Source organism: Thalassospira sp. (genome assembly GCF_048059015.1).
Lineage (GTDB): Bacteria > Pseudomonadota > Alphaproteobacteria > Rhodospirillales > Thalassospiraceae > Thalassospira.
In genome coordinates, this window is record NZ_JBLLNT010000006.1 from 135,202 (window position 1) to 148,924 (window position 13,723).

The 13,723-nt window shown below is 53.2% G+C and carries 14 protein-coding genes; 4 read left to right on the forward strand and 10 right to left on the reverse strand.

Annotated elements, in window-relative coordinates:
- Positions 1-35: 35 nt before the first annotated feature.
- Together ACMZ66_RS09925 and ACMZ66_RS09930 are read right to left on the reverse strand one after the other, a co-directional pair.
- Positions 36-1,508 (reverse strand): deoxyguanosinetriphosphate triphosphohydrolase, encoded by a 1,473-nt coding sequence (locus tag ACMZ66_RS09925; RefSeq protein ID WP_416936896.1) that lies wholly within the window; start codon positions 1,506-1,508, stop codon positions 36-38.
- Positions 1,509-1,600: 92 nt separating this feature from the next.
- Entirely contained in the window at positions 1,601-2,020 is a 420-nt protein-coding gene (locus ACMZ66_RS09930) for a DUF4870 family protein (protein WP_416936898.1), read from the reverse strand.
- A 228-nt stretch (positions 2,021-2,248) separates the two neighbouring features.
- On the opposite strand from ACMZ66_RS09930, the gene gor reads away from it, so the two are divergent.
- Entirely contained in the window at positions 2,249-3,604 is a 1,356-nt protein-coding gene (gene gor, locus ACMZ66_RS09935; protein WP_416936899.1) for a glutathione-disulfide reductase, read from the forward strand.
- Between the two features lie 171 nt (positions 3,605-3,775).
- Complete coding sequence (locus ACMZ66_RS09940) at positions 3,776-4,705, forward strand: HNH endonuclease (RefSeq protein WP_416936901.1); 930 nt, start codon at positions 3,776-3,778, stop codon at positions 4,703-4,705.
- A 143-nt stretch (positions 4,706-4,848) separates the two neighbouring features.
- On the opposite strand, the gene ACMZ66_RS09945 is transcribed toward ACMZ66_RS09940, so the two are convergent.
- A complete protein-coding gene (locus ACMZ66_RS09945; protein ID WP_416936903.1) occupies positions 4,849-5,313 on the reverse strand; it encodes an Lrp/AsnC family transcriptional regulator in 465 nt (154 codons plus the stop codon).
- A 160-nt stretch (positions 5,314-5,473) separates the two neighbouring features.
- On the opposite strand from ACMZ66_RS09945, the gene ACMZ66_RS09950 reads away from it, so the two are divergent.
- A complete protein-coding gene (locus ACMZ66_RS09950) occupies positions 5,474-6,490 on the forward strand; it encodes a 1-aminocyclopropane-1-carboxylate deaminase (RefSeq protein ID WP_416936905.1) in 1,017 nt (338 codons plus the stop codon).
- 56 nt (positions 6,491-6,546) lie between these two features.
- Here the strand turns inward: ACMZ66_RS09950 and ACMZ66_RS09955 are convergent, their stop codons facing one another.
- The 4 genes from ACMZ66_RS09955 to ACMZ66_RS09970 all read right to left on the reverse strand — a co-directional run bounded on the left by ACMZ66_RS09955 (position 6,547) and on the right by ACMZ66_RS09970 (position 10,357).
- Positions 6,547-7,854: a TRAP transporter large permease gene (locus ACMZ66_RS09955; RefSeq protein ID WP_416936907.1), complete on the reverse strand. Its 1,308-nt coding sequence runs from the start codon at positions 7,852-7,854 to the stop codon at positions 6,547-6,549.
- Positions 7,855-7,973: 119 nt separating this feature from the next.
- Positions 7,974-8,714, reverse strand: a complete 741-nt coding sequence (locus ACMZ66_RS09960; protein ID WP_416936909.1) for a TRAP transporter small permease subunit — start codon at positions 8,712-8,714, stop codon at positions 7,974-7,976.
- A gap of 6 nt (positions 8,715-8,720) precedes the next feature.
- Positions 8,721-9,749 (reverse strand): TRAP transporter substrate-binding protein, encoded by a 1,029-nt coding sequence (locus ACMZ66_RS09965; RefSeq protein WP_416936911.1) that lies wholly within the window; start codon positions 9,747-9,749, stop codon positions 8,721-8,723.
- Positions 9,746-10,357, reverse strand: a complete 612-nt coding sequence (locus ACMZ66_RS09970) for a gluconokinase (protein WP_416936913.1) — start codon at positions 10,355-10,357, stop codon at positions 9,746-9,748. Before ACMZ66_RS09970 ends, ACMZ66_RS09965 begins: the two co-directional genes overlap by 4 nt.
- A gap of 164 nt (positions 10,358-10,521) precedes the next feature.
- On the opposite strand from ACMZ66_RS09970, the gene ACMZ66_RS09975 reads away from it, so the two are divergent.
- On the forward strand, positions 10,522-11,547 hold the full coding sequence (locus ACMZ66_RS09975; RefSeq protein WP_416936915.1) for a LacI family DNA-binding transcriptional regulator: 1,026 nt from the start codon (positions 10,522-10,524) through the stop codon (positions 11,545-11,547).
- Positions 11,548-11,557: 10 nt separating this feature from the next.
- Here the strand turns inward: ACMZ66_RS09975 and ACMZ66_RS09980 are convergent, their stop codons facing one another.
- The 3 genes from ACMZ66_RS09980 to ACMZ66_RS09990 form a co-directional block, all read right to left on the reverse strand.
- Positions 11,558-12,121, reverse strand: coding sequence for an IMPACT family protein (locus ACMZ66_RS09980; protein ID WP_416936917.1), 564 nt, complete (start codon positions 12,119-12,121; stop codon positions 11,558-11,560).
- Between the two features lie 52 nt (positions 12,122-12,173).
- Positions 12,174-12,818 carry a hypothetical protein gene (locus ACMZ66_RS09985; RefSeq protein WP_416936919.1) on the reverse strand — a complete coding sequence of 215 codons (645 nt, stop codon included), beginning with the start codon at positions 12,816-12,818 and terminating at the stop codon, positions 12,174-12,176.
- A gap of 126 nt (positions 12,819-12,944) precedes the next feature.
- A complete protein-coding gene (locus ACMZ66_RS09990; protein WP_416936921.1) occupies positions 12,945-13,688 on the reverse strand; it encodes a sulfite exporter TauE/SafE family protein in 744 nt (247 codons plus the stop codon).
- Positions 13,689-13,723 lie beyond the last annotated feature (35 nt).

Here is a 13,723-nt window from a genome sequence, read left to right on the forward strand (position 1 = left end):
AACGAAAAACCCGGCCTTCAGGCCGGGTTTTTTGCTTAAATCGTAATGCCCTGAAGCTTTCTGAACAGGGTCACGGCATAGCGGTCGGTCATGCCCGAAATGTAATCCATGACCCGCATCAGTCGGCTATACAGATCGGGTGCTTCTGACAGCTTGCCAGACAGAAGCTTGTCAATCCGATCGGCCTGCGGTGGCAGGCGTTTGTCGTGATTTTTATGCTCGTCGATATCAATGGCAGCACGCACAAAGCTATCGAGCAGGCCGTTAATGACCTCGAACCCGGCCATTTCGATCGGCAGGACATGCGGGGCGTTATAGATCTTCTCGACTGCGAGCTTTTTACACGCCTTGGCATGCGGGCCAAGCGGTGTGTTGGCCAGAAGATCACCCTGAAGCGTGCCATCAAGAAGCGCGTCTTCATGTTCGATAAAGGCATCAACAGCGGCCTTGACCAGATTGCCAATCGCCTTGCCGCGCAGGAAGCCGATCCGGTCATTTTCCGATTTCTCGGCATACCAGCCCTCGGACCGTAGATCATTCCAGCGTTGTTCGGCATCACCGGAATATTTGTCCGGATGACGGGCAATCGGGGCCAGTGCGCGTTCGACTTCCTCGAAACTGACGCAGCCCAGTTCCCAGCCATCTTCAAGATCGACAACCGAATAGCAAATGTCATCCGCGGCCTCGACCAGATAGACCAGCGGATGGCGTCGCCATGCGCCATCAAAACCGTCAAGCGGGGAAAGCCCGCAGACCTTGGCGATGGCCTGTGCGATGTCGCGTTCAGCCTGATAATAGCCGGGCTTTTTCAGGCCGGTATATTCCTTGCGACGGGCATCGGGCACCGACGTACTGCGCGGATATTTAATGAAACTTCCAAGTGTGCCATAGGTCAGGTTAAGCCCACCGTCAAAGCGCTTCATTTCAAGCTGGCTGATGATCCGCAGGCCTTGGGCGTTGCCTTCAAAATGGCGCAGGTCTTCAAGCTCCGGGCCGGAAAGGCGTGATGTCAACTCATCCTTGGCAAGGCGTGATGTGGTGAACCATTCATTGATGGCATCTTCGCCGGAATGCCCGAACGGCGGGTTGCCGATATCATGCGCGAGACAGGCCGCCTGAACCATATAGCCGATATCGGCCACGGTGGTTTCAGATCCCGCGGGCAGGTTTTTGACAATATGGGCGCCTGCCATCAGACCCAAAGATTGCCCGACCGAGCCGACCTCGATCGTGTGGGTCAGGCGGGTGTGGACGTGGTCATTTTCGGAAAGCGGATGAACCTGCGTCTTGTTTTGCAGACGACGGAAGGATGATGAAAAAATCACCCGATCCACATCAATCTGAAACGGGCTGCGGCCATCCGAGGTGGGATAGGGGGCACCTTCGGGCAGGCGAACCTTGCCGTCCCTGAATTCAAGTCGATGCGATGAAAGAAGGTTTTCCCAGCGCATTTTATCGCCGGGTTGCGACGCCAATGTCATGGCGGTGCGACTCCCTGTCCGTGTCACTTATTTGTCCTGGGACCGACTTTAACGGGCGAGGGAGTCCGGTGCAATCGGACAAAGTGACTTCGTCCCGATTGCACCGCAATAATCAGCGATTAACCAAAGAACCAGCTGCGCGGATCGTCAATCGGACGACCGTTCAGTGCGCGCAAAAGGCCAATCACATTACGCCCGATAAACCATGCGGTGGTGTAAAGACCCATCAAGCCAACAATCGCCCAGCCCAGAAGCGGGATCCAGCCGATCAGGAAGGTGAACAGGCCCAAAATCATCGCATAGAAGATGCTGATCCAGAATGTCCGGACGATGAAAATATAGTGGCTGTTGGTCCAGTGATTGTCATCTTCGCGCGCGATATAGGCAACGATCAACGCAATCAAACCGGTGGCAAAGGCGGTAAACAGGGTTGCGATCATAAGCCCGTAGCAGACAAGGGCCGTATTGCCGCCACGCTCATCAGCGTAGCGCGGTGCATTGTCAAAAGACGCATCCTGACCGTGAATATGGTCGTTCATAGAGGTATTCCTGTGTCGTTGTCGCAATCCCCATCGCGTCTTTCCATCATATAGCGCGAAAGTTTAGAAAAGCTATCTCAGGTTGGTGAAGTTCTGTGTTTGACGCCGTGATCACGCGAACTCACACGATTTTTACGCCCGACTTGCTTGGTTTTGCCTCGACTTTGGGAATTATCGCCCTACATTTGGCGCCATATCGTCTCAACGAATGAAAATAGGAATATCCGCATGTCGGACTATGATTTTGATCTGTTTGTGATCGGTGCCGGATCGGGCGGCGTGCGTGCCGCGCGTGTGGCATCGGGCTATGGCGCAAAGGTCGCCATCGCCGAAGAAAGTCGCGTTGGCGGTACCTGTGTCATCCGTGGCTGTGTGCCGAAAAAGCTTCTGGTCTATGGCGCGCACTTTGCCGAGGATTTCGAAGACGCATCTGCCTATGGCTGGACGCTTCCGGGCGAACCGAGCTTTAGCTGGAAAACACTGATCGCCAACAAGGATGCCGAGATTGATCGCCTGAACGGTATCTATCACAAGCTTCTGGCAGGCTCGAATGTCGAGCTGTTTGAGCACCGCGCAACATTTAAGGATGCCCACACCGTGATCGTTGGTGATCGCGAAGTGACCGCCGAACGCATCCTGATCGCGGTTGGTGGTCATGCGACCAAGCCCGATATCCCGGGGGCAGAGCACGCCATCACCTCGAACGAGGCGTTTTATCTTGAAGACTTGCCAAAACGCGTTGTCGTTGTTGGCGGTGGTTACATCGCGGTCGAGTTCGCGGGCATCTTTGCCGGTCTTGGTTCACAAGTGACTCAGCTTTATCGCAGCGAGCAAATCCTGCGCGGCTTTGATAACGACATCCGCAACCATTTGGCCGAGGAGATCGTTAAAAAGGGCATCGATCTTCGCGTGAAGACCAATGTCACGGCGATTGAAAAGCTTTCTGACGGCAACCTGTCACTGACCCTGACCGACGGTTCGACCATGGAGGCCGATCAGGTGATGTTTGCCACCGGTCGCGCGCCCAATACGTCGGGACTTGGTTTGGAAAATGCTGGCGTTGAAATTGATGATCGCGGGGCGGTTAAAATCAATCAGGGTCTTCAGACCTCTGCTGAGAACATCTATGCTGTTGGCGATGTGACGGACCGTGTGCAACTGACCCCGGTCGCGATCAAGGAAGGCATGTCCTTTGCCGATAGCATCTATGGTGGCAAGCCGTGGCACATGACCTATCAGGCGATCCCGACCGCCGTCTTCAGCCAGCCGCCGGTTGGTACCGTTGGCCTTTCAGAGGAAGAAGCGCGTGCGAAGGGTGGTGAGGTCGTGATTTACAAATCGACCTTCAAGCCAATGCGCCACACGCTTTCGGGCCGTGATGAAAAAACGCTGATGAAGCTGATTGTCGATAAAACCACCGACGTCGTTCTTGGTGCTCATATGGTCGGCCCGGATGCGGCCGAGATCATTCAGGGCATTGGCATTGCGGTCCGCATGGGCGCGACCAAGGCGCAGTTCGATCAGACCGTGGCGGTGCATCCGTCTGCGGCTGAGGAATTTGTGACGATGCGCTTCCCGACTTGAACTAATGCTGCAAAGCAGAATTTTTTTCGAGGAGCAGTCTCTAATGAGGCTGCTCTTTTTTTGTTGAGACAAGAGTTTGCTGTAGTTTTGAATGTGAAAACCGGAACGATGTGTGTCTTGAGATGAGATGTTATAAGACTTTGCTACAAGGTTATTTTAGGTGGGAAACTGATGGCGATTAGTCAGAAAGATATCAAACTTCTTTGGGGGCGGGCTGGGAGCAAGTGTGCAATTTGCAGGAGGGACTTATGTGCAGATAAGGAGTCTGTGTCCGCATCGTATACGTTAGGTGAGCAAGCTCATATTGTTGGGGAGAAAAAGACAGCTGCTCGCGGAGAAAGTCTTTTAGAAATTGAAGAGCGGAATTGTTACCACAACTTGATCTTACTCTGTCCGACCCATCATACAGAGATTGACGAGAACGAGGAAGATTGGCCGGTTGAGCGTTTGTATCAAACAAAATCGCGCCATGAGTTGTGGGTACGTGAAACTCTCAGTTCTGAAGCAGATTTAATTCATTCTGCTAAGCAAACTGCTGTTACCAGCTTGATTGATGAAGCAGTGATTTTATGTCGGTTGGATAATTGGCAAGACTGGACTAGCTGGGCTTTAGGTCCCGACGCGCTATGGGATAAGGAGGCTCCAAACAATGCCTACAAGTTCTATGAGAAAGTAGAGTCCACGTTGTGGGGCGTTGAGTTTGAGGAACTCCAAATCGCTGCTCGCGTTTTCGCTAACACTCTGAATGCGGCCGCTCAGACATTTTCCGAAAACAGCGAGGAGCGCCATAACGGCCTGCGCCCTATTAAATTTTACAAGGCAAATGGGTTTAACGACAATTATCACGATGATTTGAAACGATACAATAAGTGGGTCGACGAGTGTAATTTATTAGTTGTTCAAGCTACCAAAGCAGCCAACTGGTTTGCAGATGCGGTGCGCGCGGAAGTAAATCCCATGTTTTATGCCGAAAAGGGACGATTCATGCTAACATCTGGACCGAATTTGGAGGGCATTTGTCACAGTCAAGTGCTTCAATATACTGAAGAAGAAAAATGTGACTTACGGCTAGAGTTTAGTTCCGGTAAGTTCGCTAGCTAATTTGCAAAATGGTACGAAAATTGTTGCTGATCTAGCGTCCAGTTTTGCTTTGCCGCAGCTGTACCCTTGCTCGCCAAGAAAAAGAGTATCTGGCAGAAGCCTCGAAGTTCGCTTGTTGTCTGATTTTACAATTTAACTTGGAATCAAATCGGCAATGGCGCGTTATCGACGACTTCCTTCATGACAAAGAAGGTTCGGGTTTGGCGCACGCCGGGCAGGGCGATCAGTTGATCGCCGTGCAGATGATTGAAATCGGCCATGTCGCGCACGCGGATTTTCAGAAAATAGTCGAAGTCACCCGCTACCAGATGGCAATCAAGAATGAACGGCATGGTGCGGCAGTTTGCTTCAAACTCGGCGAAGCTTTCCGGTGTTGAACGATCCAAGACCACACCAACAATCACCAAGGCCCCGCGGTCGACCTTTTCCGGGGCGATCTGCGCGCGGATGTTTTTGACATAGCCTTCTTCAAACAGCTTTTGCGTTCGGCGGTGACAGGTCGCTGCACTGACATTGACCTGTTTGGCGATTTCCGCATTGCCCATGCGGCCATCTTGCTGCAACAGGCGCAAAATCTTGTAGTCGATCTTGTCTGGCTCAAAAGACATGAAAGAACCTTCCGGAAATTTGTCAATAAATGAAATTTTAGATGCCTTGATTTCAGTTTGATGATCTGAGGGCTAAAAATCAATCCGAACTACGAGAGCACCTTTCAAACACTGCGCGCTAGCCTGAATGCGGTTTCCAATCCGTTATCAGGAGAGTGCGATGAATTTGAAAAAGTTTGAAAAGTACCCGCTGACCTTTGGTCCGACCCCGATTGAATCCCTGCCGCGCCTGTCGGCCCATTTGGGCGGCGATGTGGATCTTTATGCCAAGCGCGAAGATTGCAATTCCGGTCTGGCTTTTGGCGGGAACAAGGTTCGCAAGATGGAATATATCATCCCCGATGCGATCAAGTCCGGGGCTGATACGCTGGTCACCATCGGTGGCGTGCAATCCAACCATACCCGTCAGGTCGCAGCAATTGCCGCCAAGATCGGTATGAAATGCCGTTTGGTTCAGGAAAGCTGGGTGCCGTTCAATGATGCGGTTTATGACCGGGTTGGCAACATCCTGATGAGCCGGGTGATGGGCGCACAGATCGAACTGGTTGATGAAGGGTTTGATATTGGTATTCGCGAAAGCTGGGAAGCAGCGCTTGAGGATGTTAAGGCCAATGGCGGCGTGCCCTATGCCATTCCGGCTGGCGCATCGGTACACAAATATGGCGGGCTTGGTTTCGTCGGCTTTGCCGAGGAAGTTCGCGCGCAAGAGGCCGAACTTGGTTTCAAGTTCGACTATGTCGTGGTCTGTACCGTGACCGGCTCAACCCATGCCGGGATGGCGGTTGGTTTTGCCGCTGATGGCCGGGCGGATAAGGTGGTTGGCATTGATGCATCGGCAACGCCGGATCAAACCCGCGCGCAGGTTCTGGCAATTGCCCAAAAAACGGCTGATCTGGTGGAGCTCGAAGGCGGGATATCGGATCGCGATATCACCCTGATCGAAGATTACGCCTATCCGCTTTATGGCGTGCCATCAGAAGAAACCAACGAAGCGATCCGCCTATGTGGTCGCCTTGAGGGCATGATGACCGACCCGGTTTATGAGGGCAAATCCATGCAGGGAATGATTGACCTGGTACGCAAGGGATATTTCCCCAAAGGATCAAAGGTGCTTTACGCCCATCTTGGCGGCGTTCCGGCGATCAATGCCTATAGCTATCTTTATCGGAACGGATAACGGGTTTGGGGTGTCGATACGAAAAGGGCGGAGCCAACTGGCTCCGCCCTTCGGGTTTAGCCCCCGGCGAGGCCCGGGAAGATGATCAGAAGTGCCACGGCCAAAACTTGCAGGCAGATAAAAGGCAGAAGCGACTTGAAGATATCGCCAAGCGATATGTCCGGAGGCGCCACCGATTTCAGATAAAACGCCGCAGGCCCGAATGGCGGAGACAGGAAGCTTACCTGCATGTTCATGGCAAACAGCACACCGAACCAGACCGGATCAAAGCCAAGCTGTTTTACGATCGGTACAAAGATCGGCATGGTCAGAAGGGCAATGCCCACCCAATCAAGGAACATGCCGAGCACAAACAGGATCAGCATCATGAACAGGATGATGGTGGTCGGATCATCGGAAATACCGGTGATCAGGCCCGAGACAAACTTGATCCCGCCCATCAGGTTAAAAACACCAACAAGGGCCGATGCACCAATCCCGATCCAGACAATCATGCCGCAGGTCGACAGCGTCTGAATGGCAGCACCTTTCAGCATGTTGAGCGAAAATTCGCGGCGCAGGATAGTTGATAAGATAACACCTGCAACGCCAACAGCCGATGCCTCGGTGACAGACGCGATCCCGCCATAGATTGATCCAAGAACACAGAACACAACAAGGATCGGCAGGAACAATCCCTTAAGCAGGCGGACTTTTTCGGATGTCGGGATCTTTTCGGTCTGTGGAGGCGGGGCGATGTTTTTGCCGGTGTAGGACCGGAACAAAACATAAGCGACATAAAAGCCCGCCAGCATGAAGCCCGGCAAGAAGGCCGAAGTGAACAGATCACCGATCGATACGTTCGCCGTCAGGCCATAAATGATCAGAACGATCGAGGGCGGCACCATGGTGCCCAGCGACCCACCGGCACAGACAACGCCGATCGCCAGGTTCTTGTCATAGCCCTGACGCAGCATCTGGGGCAGGGCCAAAAGACCCAGCAGAACAATTTCGCCACCAATGATGCCACTCATGGCAGCAAGGATAACGGCAACAAAGATCGTTTGAACCGCGACACCGCCTTTAAGACGTCCGCCAAACAGGCGCATCGCGTCAAACAGATCGCGTGCAATCCCGGATCGGTCAAGGATGGCCGCCATCATGACGAACATCGGGACCGAGACAAAGACAAAGGATGAAACGAATGAATAGACCCGGCTGGTGATCAGCGGAACGGCCATCGGGCCAAACCAGCCAAGGGTAAAGATAAGGGCAATCAACAGCGTCACAAACGCGAGCGGCATGCCGGTCAGAAGAAAACCAAGCAGCATGACGAACATGGCAAGCGTGCCGTATTCAATGCCAAGGGACTGTAAATCAAACATTTGGATTTATCCTGTCGTGCCGCTCAGTTCGACCAAGAGTGGCATCAGGGGTCAAAGGCAATCACTGGTTTTTTGATATCAGCGATGATGTTGCGATGGGGATGCTGCAGATACCCGGTTTACTCTTTCGATGTGTGTGACGCGGGCATGATCGGGGCGCTACGGGCATAGTTGATCGCCTGAACGAGAAACTGCAAAGTCATCACAATCAGTATCAACAACAGGAAAACCTTGAGAGTGCCGGGGTAAGGCGCGTTGAAGGCGCTGCCGGTCGTTTCAAGATGAATTTCACCGCCGGGCGTAAAGGCTGCTCGTTTGACCATCACCCAGGCCGCCCAGGCAAAAAAGCCGGAAGCAATCATACAGACAATGGAAATCGCAACGTCCAGTGTCTTGCGCATTTTGGGGCCGACAATGTCATATAGGATCACGACACGAATATGCTTGTCACGTGCTGCGCAATAAAGCCCGCCAAAGACAAAGCCAACCGCACAGATAAACGTCGTTGTTTCATGCGCCCAAAGGGTTGGGCTGTTGAAAATATGACGCATCATAATTTCATAGATGAGCGTTGCCATCGATAGCAAGAAGCCAAAGGCAAATACGTTTGAGGTCTTTGTGATCCACTTGCCAAGTCGACCTGAAACGGCAAGAGGTTCTTCTTTAACCTCTTCCAATTCGGGGATTGGCGCGGGATGCGGAGCGTCGGACATGCCGAATATTCCTTGTGACAAGGTACAATACAACCCGGCGGCAGGGAGGCCGCCATCCCGAAAACGTCTCGGAAATCGGGGGGTGCCGGGTCGTATTGCATCACAGAGCTGATAGCGCGGGAACGCCGCGCTATCGGCCGGAGACAATCTGACTTAGATCAGGCCCTGAGCCTTCAGATACGCGACAAGGGTATCATAAACGCGCTGTGCATCTTCTGAACGTGCTGCAACAGTTTCCCACTGGCTGGTGGCAATCTGACGGAATTTTGCACGCTCTTCAGCCGACCAGTTGTGAATGGTGACGCCACCTTCCGAACGGGCCTTGGCCACTGCTTCCATGTCTTTCATTGCCAGACGTGCATCCATGTCATGGGCCAGATCACGGACCGACATTTCAAGGATCGCCTGGATATCAGCCGGCATGGAATCCCACTTGGTCTTGTTGATCGATACTTCAAGCATCGGCATGGAGTGGAAACCCGGATAGACCGGATGCTTGGCAACGTCATGCAGACCCATTGCCTGATTGGTCGAGAACACGGTCGCATCCGCAGCGTCGATCACTTTTTTATCAAGTGAGGTAAAGACTTCGGACTGCGGGATGTTCACCGGGGCTGCACCGGCAGCAGCAAACACCTGCTGAACCATGCCTTCCGGAGCACGCATTTTAAGGCCCTTAAGATCTGAAACGCCGTCAAGTGGGACAGACGAAACAAATGCTTCGAGGCCCGGTGTCACAGCACCGATGAACTGCAAGCCACGCGGGTTGAGCAGGCTGTTCATCAGTTCTTTGCCGCCACCATATTCAACAAAGCGCAGCATTTCTGACGGTGCCGACCATGCGCCAACCGGGTTGGCGATCAGGCCAAATGCCGGGTCTTTACCGGTGAAATAGCTGGTGTCGGTAATGTGACCATCAAGAATGCCAGCGGCAATGGCGTCCTGGGTTTCTGCATGCTCGACAATCGAGTTCACCGGCAGCATTTCGACTTCAACACGGCCACCGGTCATGGTGCCAACGCGTTTGGCCCATTCCTGTTCGAGTTCAAAGTTCGGAACGCCAGCAGCGTCACTGGACTGGACTTTAAGCGTAAATTCCTGTGCATTCGCAGCAAACGGTGTCGCTGCGATGAGGGTTGCAATAAAGGTTGCTCCTGCGAGCGATTTAAGGGTTTTGGTCATTTGTCTTCTCCCTGGAGTTCCGGTTTTCCGGCGGTGTTATCTTTGACAACGGAAAAATCGCTGTTTTTATGTGCCGCAAGACGGTCGATTGCCACGGCAACAACGGTTTCAATCGGGGCATCAATCGAGACAGTCACACAGCTCTCGTCCGGCCCCGGCGGTTCAAGATCTGCAAGCTGACTGTCTAGCAATGCGGACGGCATGAAATGACCAACCCGGTTTTCGAGCCGTGTCTGGATCACCTCACGTGTGCCGTCCAAAAACAAAAAAGTGACCGAAGGCAATTTTCGGCACAGATAATCGCGATAGCGTCGCTTGAGCGCAGAACAGGCAATCAACACCATCGGCATTTCGGCCAAATTCGATGAGCCTGCCTCGTCGGTGGTTGTCCTGGCCTTTGCGCCCATTGCAATCGCACCCAACCATGGCCAGCGCATATCGTCATTCAACGGCTGCCCGCGACGCATATGTTCGATGTTCTCAACTGGATGATAATCGTCTGCGTCGAGCCAGTGGCTGCCGGTGGCTTTGGCTATGCGATGTGCGACTTCGGTCTTTCCCGAACCTGAGACACCCATAACCACGACATATTGAACCCGAGACTGCATACAGATATTTCCACCCGAATACTTGTTCAGGGCTGTGTTCCTGCTTTGGAAAGCCCTGTTATTTGTAATGTTAGCGCTAACATAATGTTAGCGCTAACATTATGTCAACAGCCTAGTTCACAAGGCTCTTGTCGGGATCGAAAAGACGTAATAAATGTAACAACATGAGAAAACGCAAAGGGGCCGGGCGGCCAACAATTGCTGATGTTGCCGACAAGGCCGGTGTCAGCACCATCACGGTGTCACGCGCACTGCGCGATCCGTCAAAGGTGTCTGATCGCCTCAGGCGAAAAATCAGTAATGCGGTCGACAAGCTCAATTACGTTCCACATTCCCATGCCAGTGCATTGGCTTCTACCCGGTCCAATATTGTAGGCGTGATTGTTCCGTCGCTGACCAACAACGTTTTCGCCGACAGTTTGCGCGCGATCTATGACGACCTGGAAGAGGGGCCGTTTCAGGTCCAGTTGGGTAACTCCCGATATATCGCTGCGGACGAAGAACGTCTGGTGCGGACCTTCCTTGGTCAGGGCCCGTCGGCTATGATCATCGCCGGTACCGACCAAACCGATGCCGCGCGCGAACTTCTTGAAAATGCGCCTTGCCCGGTCGTTCAGATCATGGAAATCGGCGATGACCCGATTGATATGATGGTTGGCTTTTCACATATCGAAGGCGGCCGCGCGGCAGGCAACCACCTGTATGAGATGGGCTACAGGCATATCGGCTTTCTGGGCGCACGAATGGATCCGCGTTCGCATCGGCGTCTCGAAGGTTTCAAGCAGGCCATGCAATCTGTCGGGTGCTATGACCCGGATTTGATCGTGACAACGACCACGTCTTCAAGTGTCTCACTGGGCGTGGAGTTGATCAGTCAAATTCGCGCACGTCGCCCGGATATCGATGCTATATTCTGCAACAACGATGACCTTGCCCTTGGCGCCTTGTTTGGCTGTCAGAAAGCCGGAATTTCGGTACCCGACGAAATGGGCATCATTGGCTTTAACGACCTTGAAATGATGGCAGCAAGCCATCCTTCGCTGACGTCAATTCGAACGGACCGTTACGCAATTGGCAAACGTGCCGTTGAAATGATCCTTGCCGCCCTTGAGGACGAGGCGCCGGACCAAAAGATCATCGATCTCGGGTTTGAGCTACAACAGCGTGAAAGCACCCAACGTAAAGTGTGATCAGCTCTGATCAGGTGGATGGAAAGCGCTCTTCAAGCTCGCCCAGCAAACCGCGCGGGCCAGAAATCTTGATGCGCGTACCCGCCGTTTCATATTGCCGATCAAGGATAGTGATGCCGTCCTGCCCGCAGGCTTGTTCAAGCGATCCGGCATCTGAAAATCCGGCAAACAGTTCGGCTTCGTCCTGCGGGATATATTCGATGATTTCGGCGACGTCACAAACCGCGTTGGCCGCCCCGCTATAGGCGCGCACCAATCCACCGGTGCCAAGCTTTGTGCCGCCGAAATAGCGGGTCACAATAACTGCAACATTGATCAGATCGCGCCCCTGAAGAACTTTCAGGCACGGGATGCCCGATGTGCCCGACGGTTCACCATCATCCTTGCCATGTTCGATCAGCTGGTCCTCGTCATTGAGGTAGCGATAGGCATTTACGTGATGGTTGGCTTTGGGATGAAGCACACGCAGCTCATCAATCCGTTTGGCCAGATCGTCATGAAAAACGAGTTCAGCCAGAAAACGGGATTTCTTTTCTTCGGTCTCGGCAAAGGCGGGGCGTGCGATGGTTTTCATGAGCGCGTTGATATCAAAACCTGTCAGTGATCACCAGTCAGGATCGGTATCGCTATTGCGTCAAGGAGATGAAGCTGACGGTCTGACCGAATTCTTTGAGCAGGACAGCATTCCAGACGTCATCAATTGCCACAGAATGCTGTTTGCTTGCCGCCGAGAAATCCGGTTTTTCGGGGGCCGGGCTGTTCCAGTTCATGGTCTGCGGATCGATGAATTCAAAGATGCGCTGCATGTCGCCATCGACATAGCGATAAAGTGTCGCGCGGGGTTGATAGAAAACGCGCGCGTTCGGTTGGCCGATATGTTGTTTGATCTTGCGATGGCCGATGACGGTGTAGAACAGTTTTCCGTCGATGTTAAAGCCCTTCAACATGGCCAGATAATCGGATGTTCCGCCCTCAATTCGTTCGCCTTCGTGGTAAAACTTCCAGCCGGTATTGGCAATGCTCCGCCCTGAAAGTGCGCGCATGCACAAAAGTTCAAAGACGTCATTTTCCTTGCTTGCCTTGGCAAGGTCGCTGGCGGACATGATGTTGCGATTGCTGTCGCAGAACTGCATGGCTTGGACATGCATGTGCTTCAAAGTCCGCAAAAACGCATCGATCGCCGTGATGCTTTGGGCATGTGCGGTTTGCGGGGCTGCGGTGGTAAGCCACAGGGTGGTGGCCGCAAAGGCGATCGTGAAAATGCGTGTCATCAAATCAGTATCCAGGCTTTGCGCTGTGCGGGTGTGCTTTGGAATTACTGAACCACTATAGGTTCCATGCGATTGATTGCACGCGCTTTTCGGCCATCTCCCCCGTGCGGGGGATTTGTGATGGCCTTAGTTGGTCATGAATTTCGCAACAAGGATCACGCCAAAAATAATCAGCATGATCAGTACAACCTTGCGGAAGGTTTCGGCATCCATGCGATTGCGCACGGCACTGCCAAGTTTCGTTCCGACGTAAACCGGGATCAGACCACCAAGCGCTATCCACACGGTTTCCATTGTCATCAGTCCCATGCGCGTCAGGCCAAAGGCCATCACGATGCTTGATAGGCTAAAGGAAATATTGATCGCCTGAATGAAGCGTTTCGGATCAAGCCGCATGGATAAAAGGAACGGCAACACGGGCATGACCTGCGATCCGGTGATGCCATTCACAAGGCCCGTGGCAAATCCCGATACCGGGGCAAGACGGCGCGCCAGTTTGTCCGATATTGGTTTGCCATGACGAAACAGCGTGATCGCCCCGTAATTCATCAGGACCAGTCCCAAAACGGCACCAGCCAGAATGCTGTCGACCATCTCAAGCACCGCCAAGCCGATCAGAAGTCCCGGAATGGTCGCCAGAAACATCGGCCAGAACCGGCTGACGGTTTCGCGGAAATGTCCGGCTTGTGCCATGATGATCGAATTGCTGACAAGCGATGGGATGATCACCAATGGCATCCCTGCCTTAAGCCCCAACCCAAGGGCCAGGATCGGTAAGGCCGATGTCGAAAAGCCAAGCCCGGTCGCGCCTTTGACGAACGCAGCCACAAAATAGGCACAGGCGATAATCGCAATTGTTTCGATGGTCATCGGGGATCCGGGCAACTGGTGGTGGGTGCGCGCAG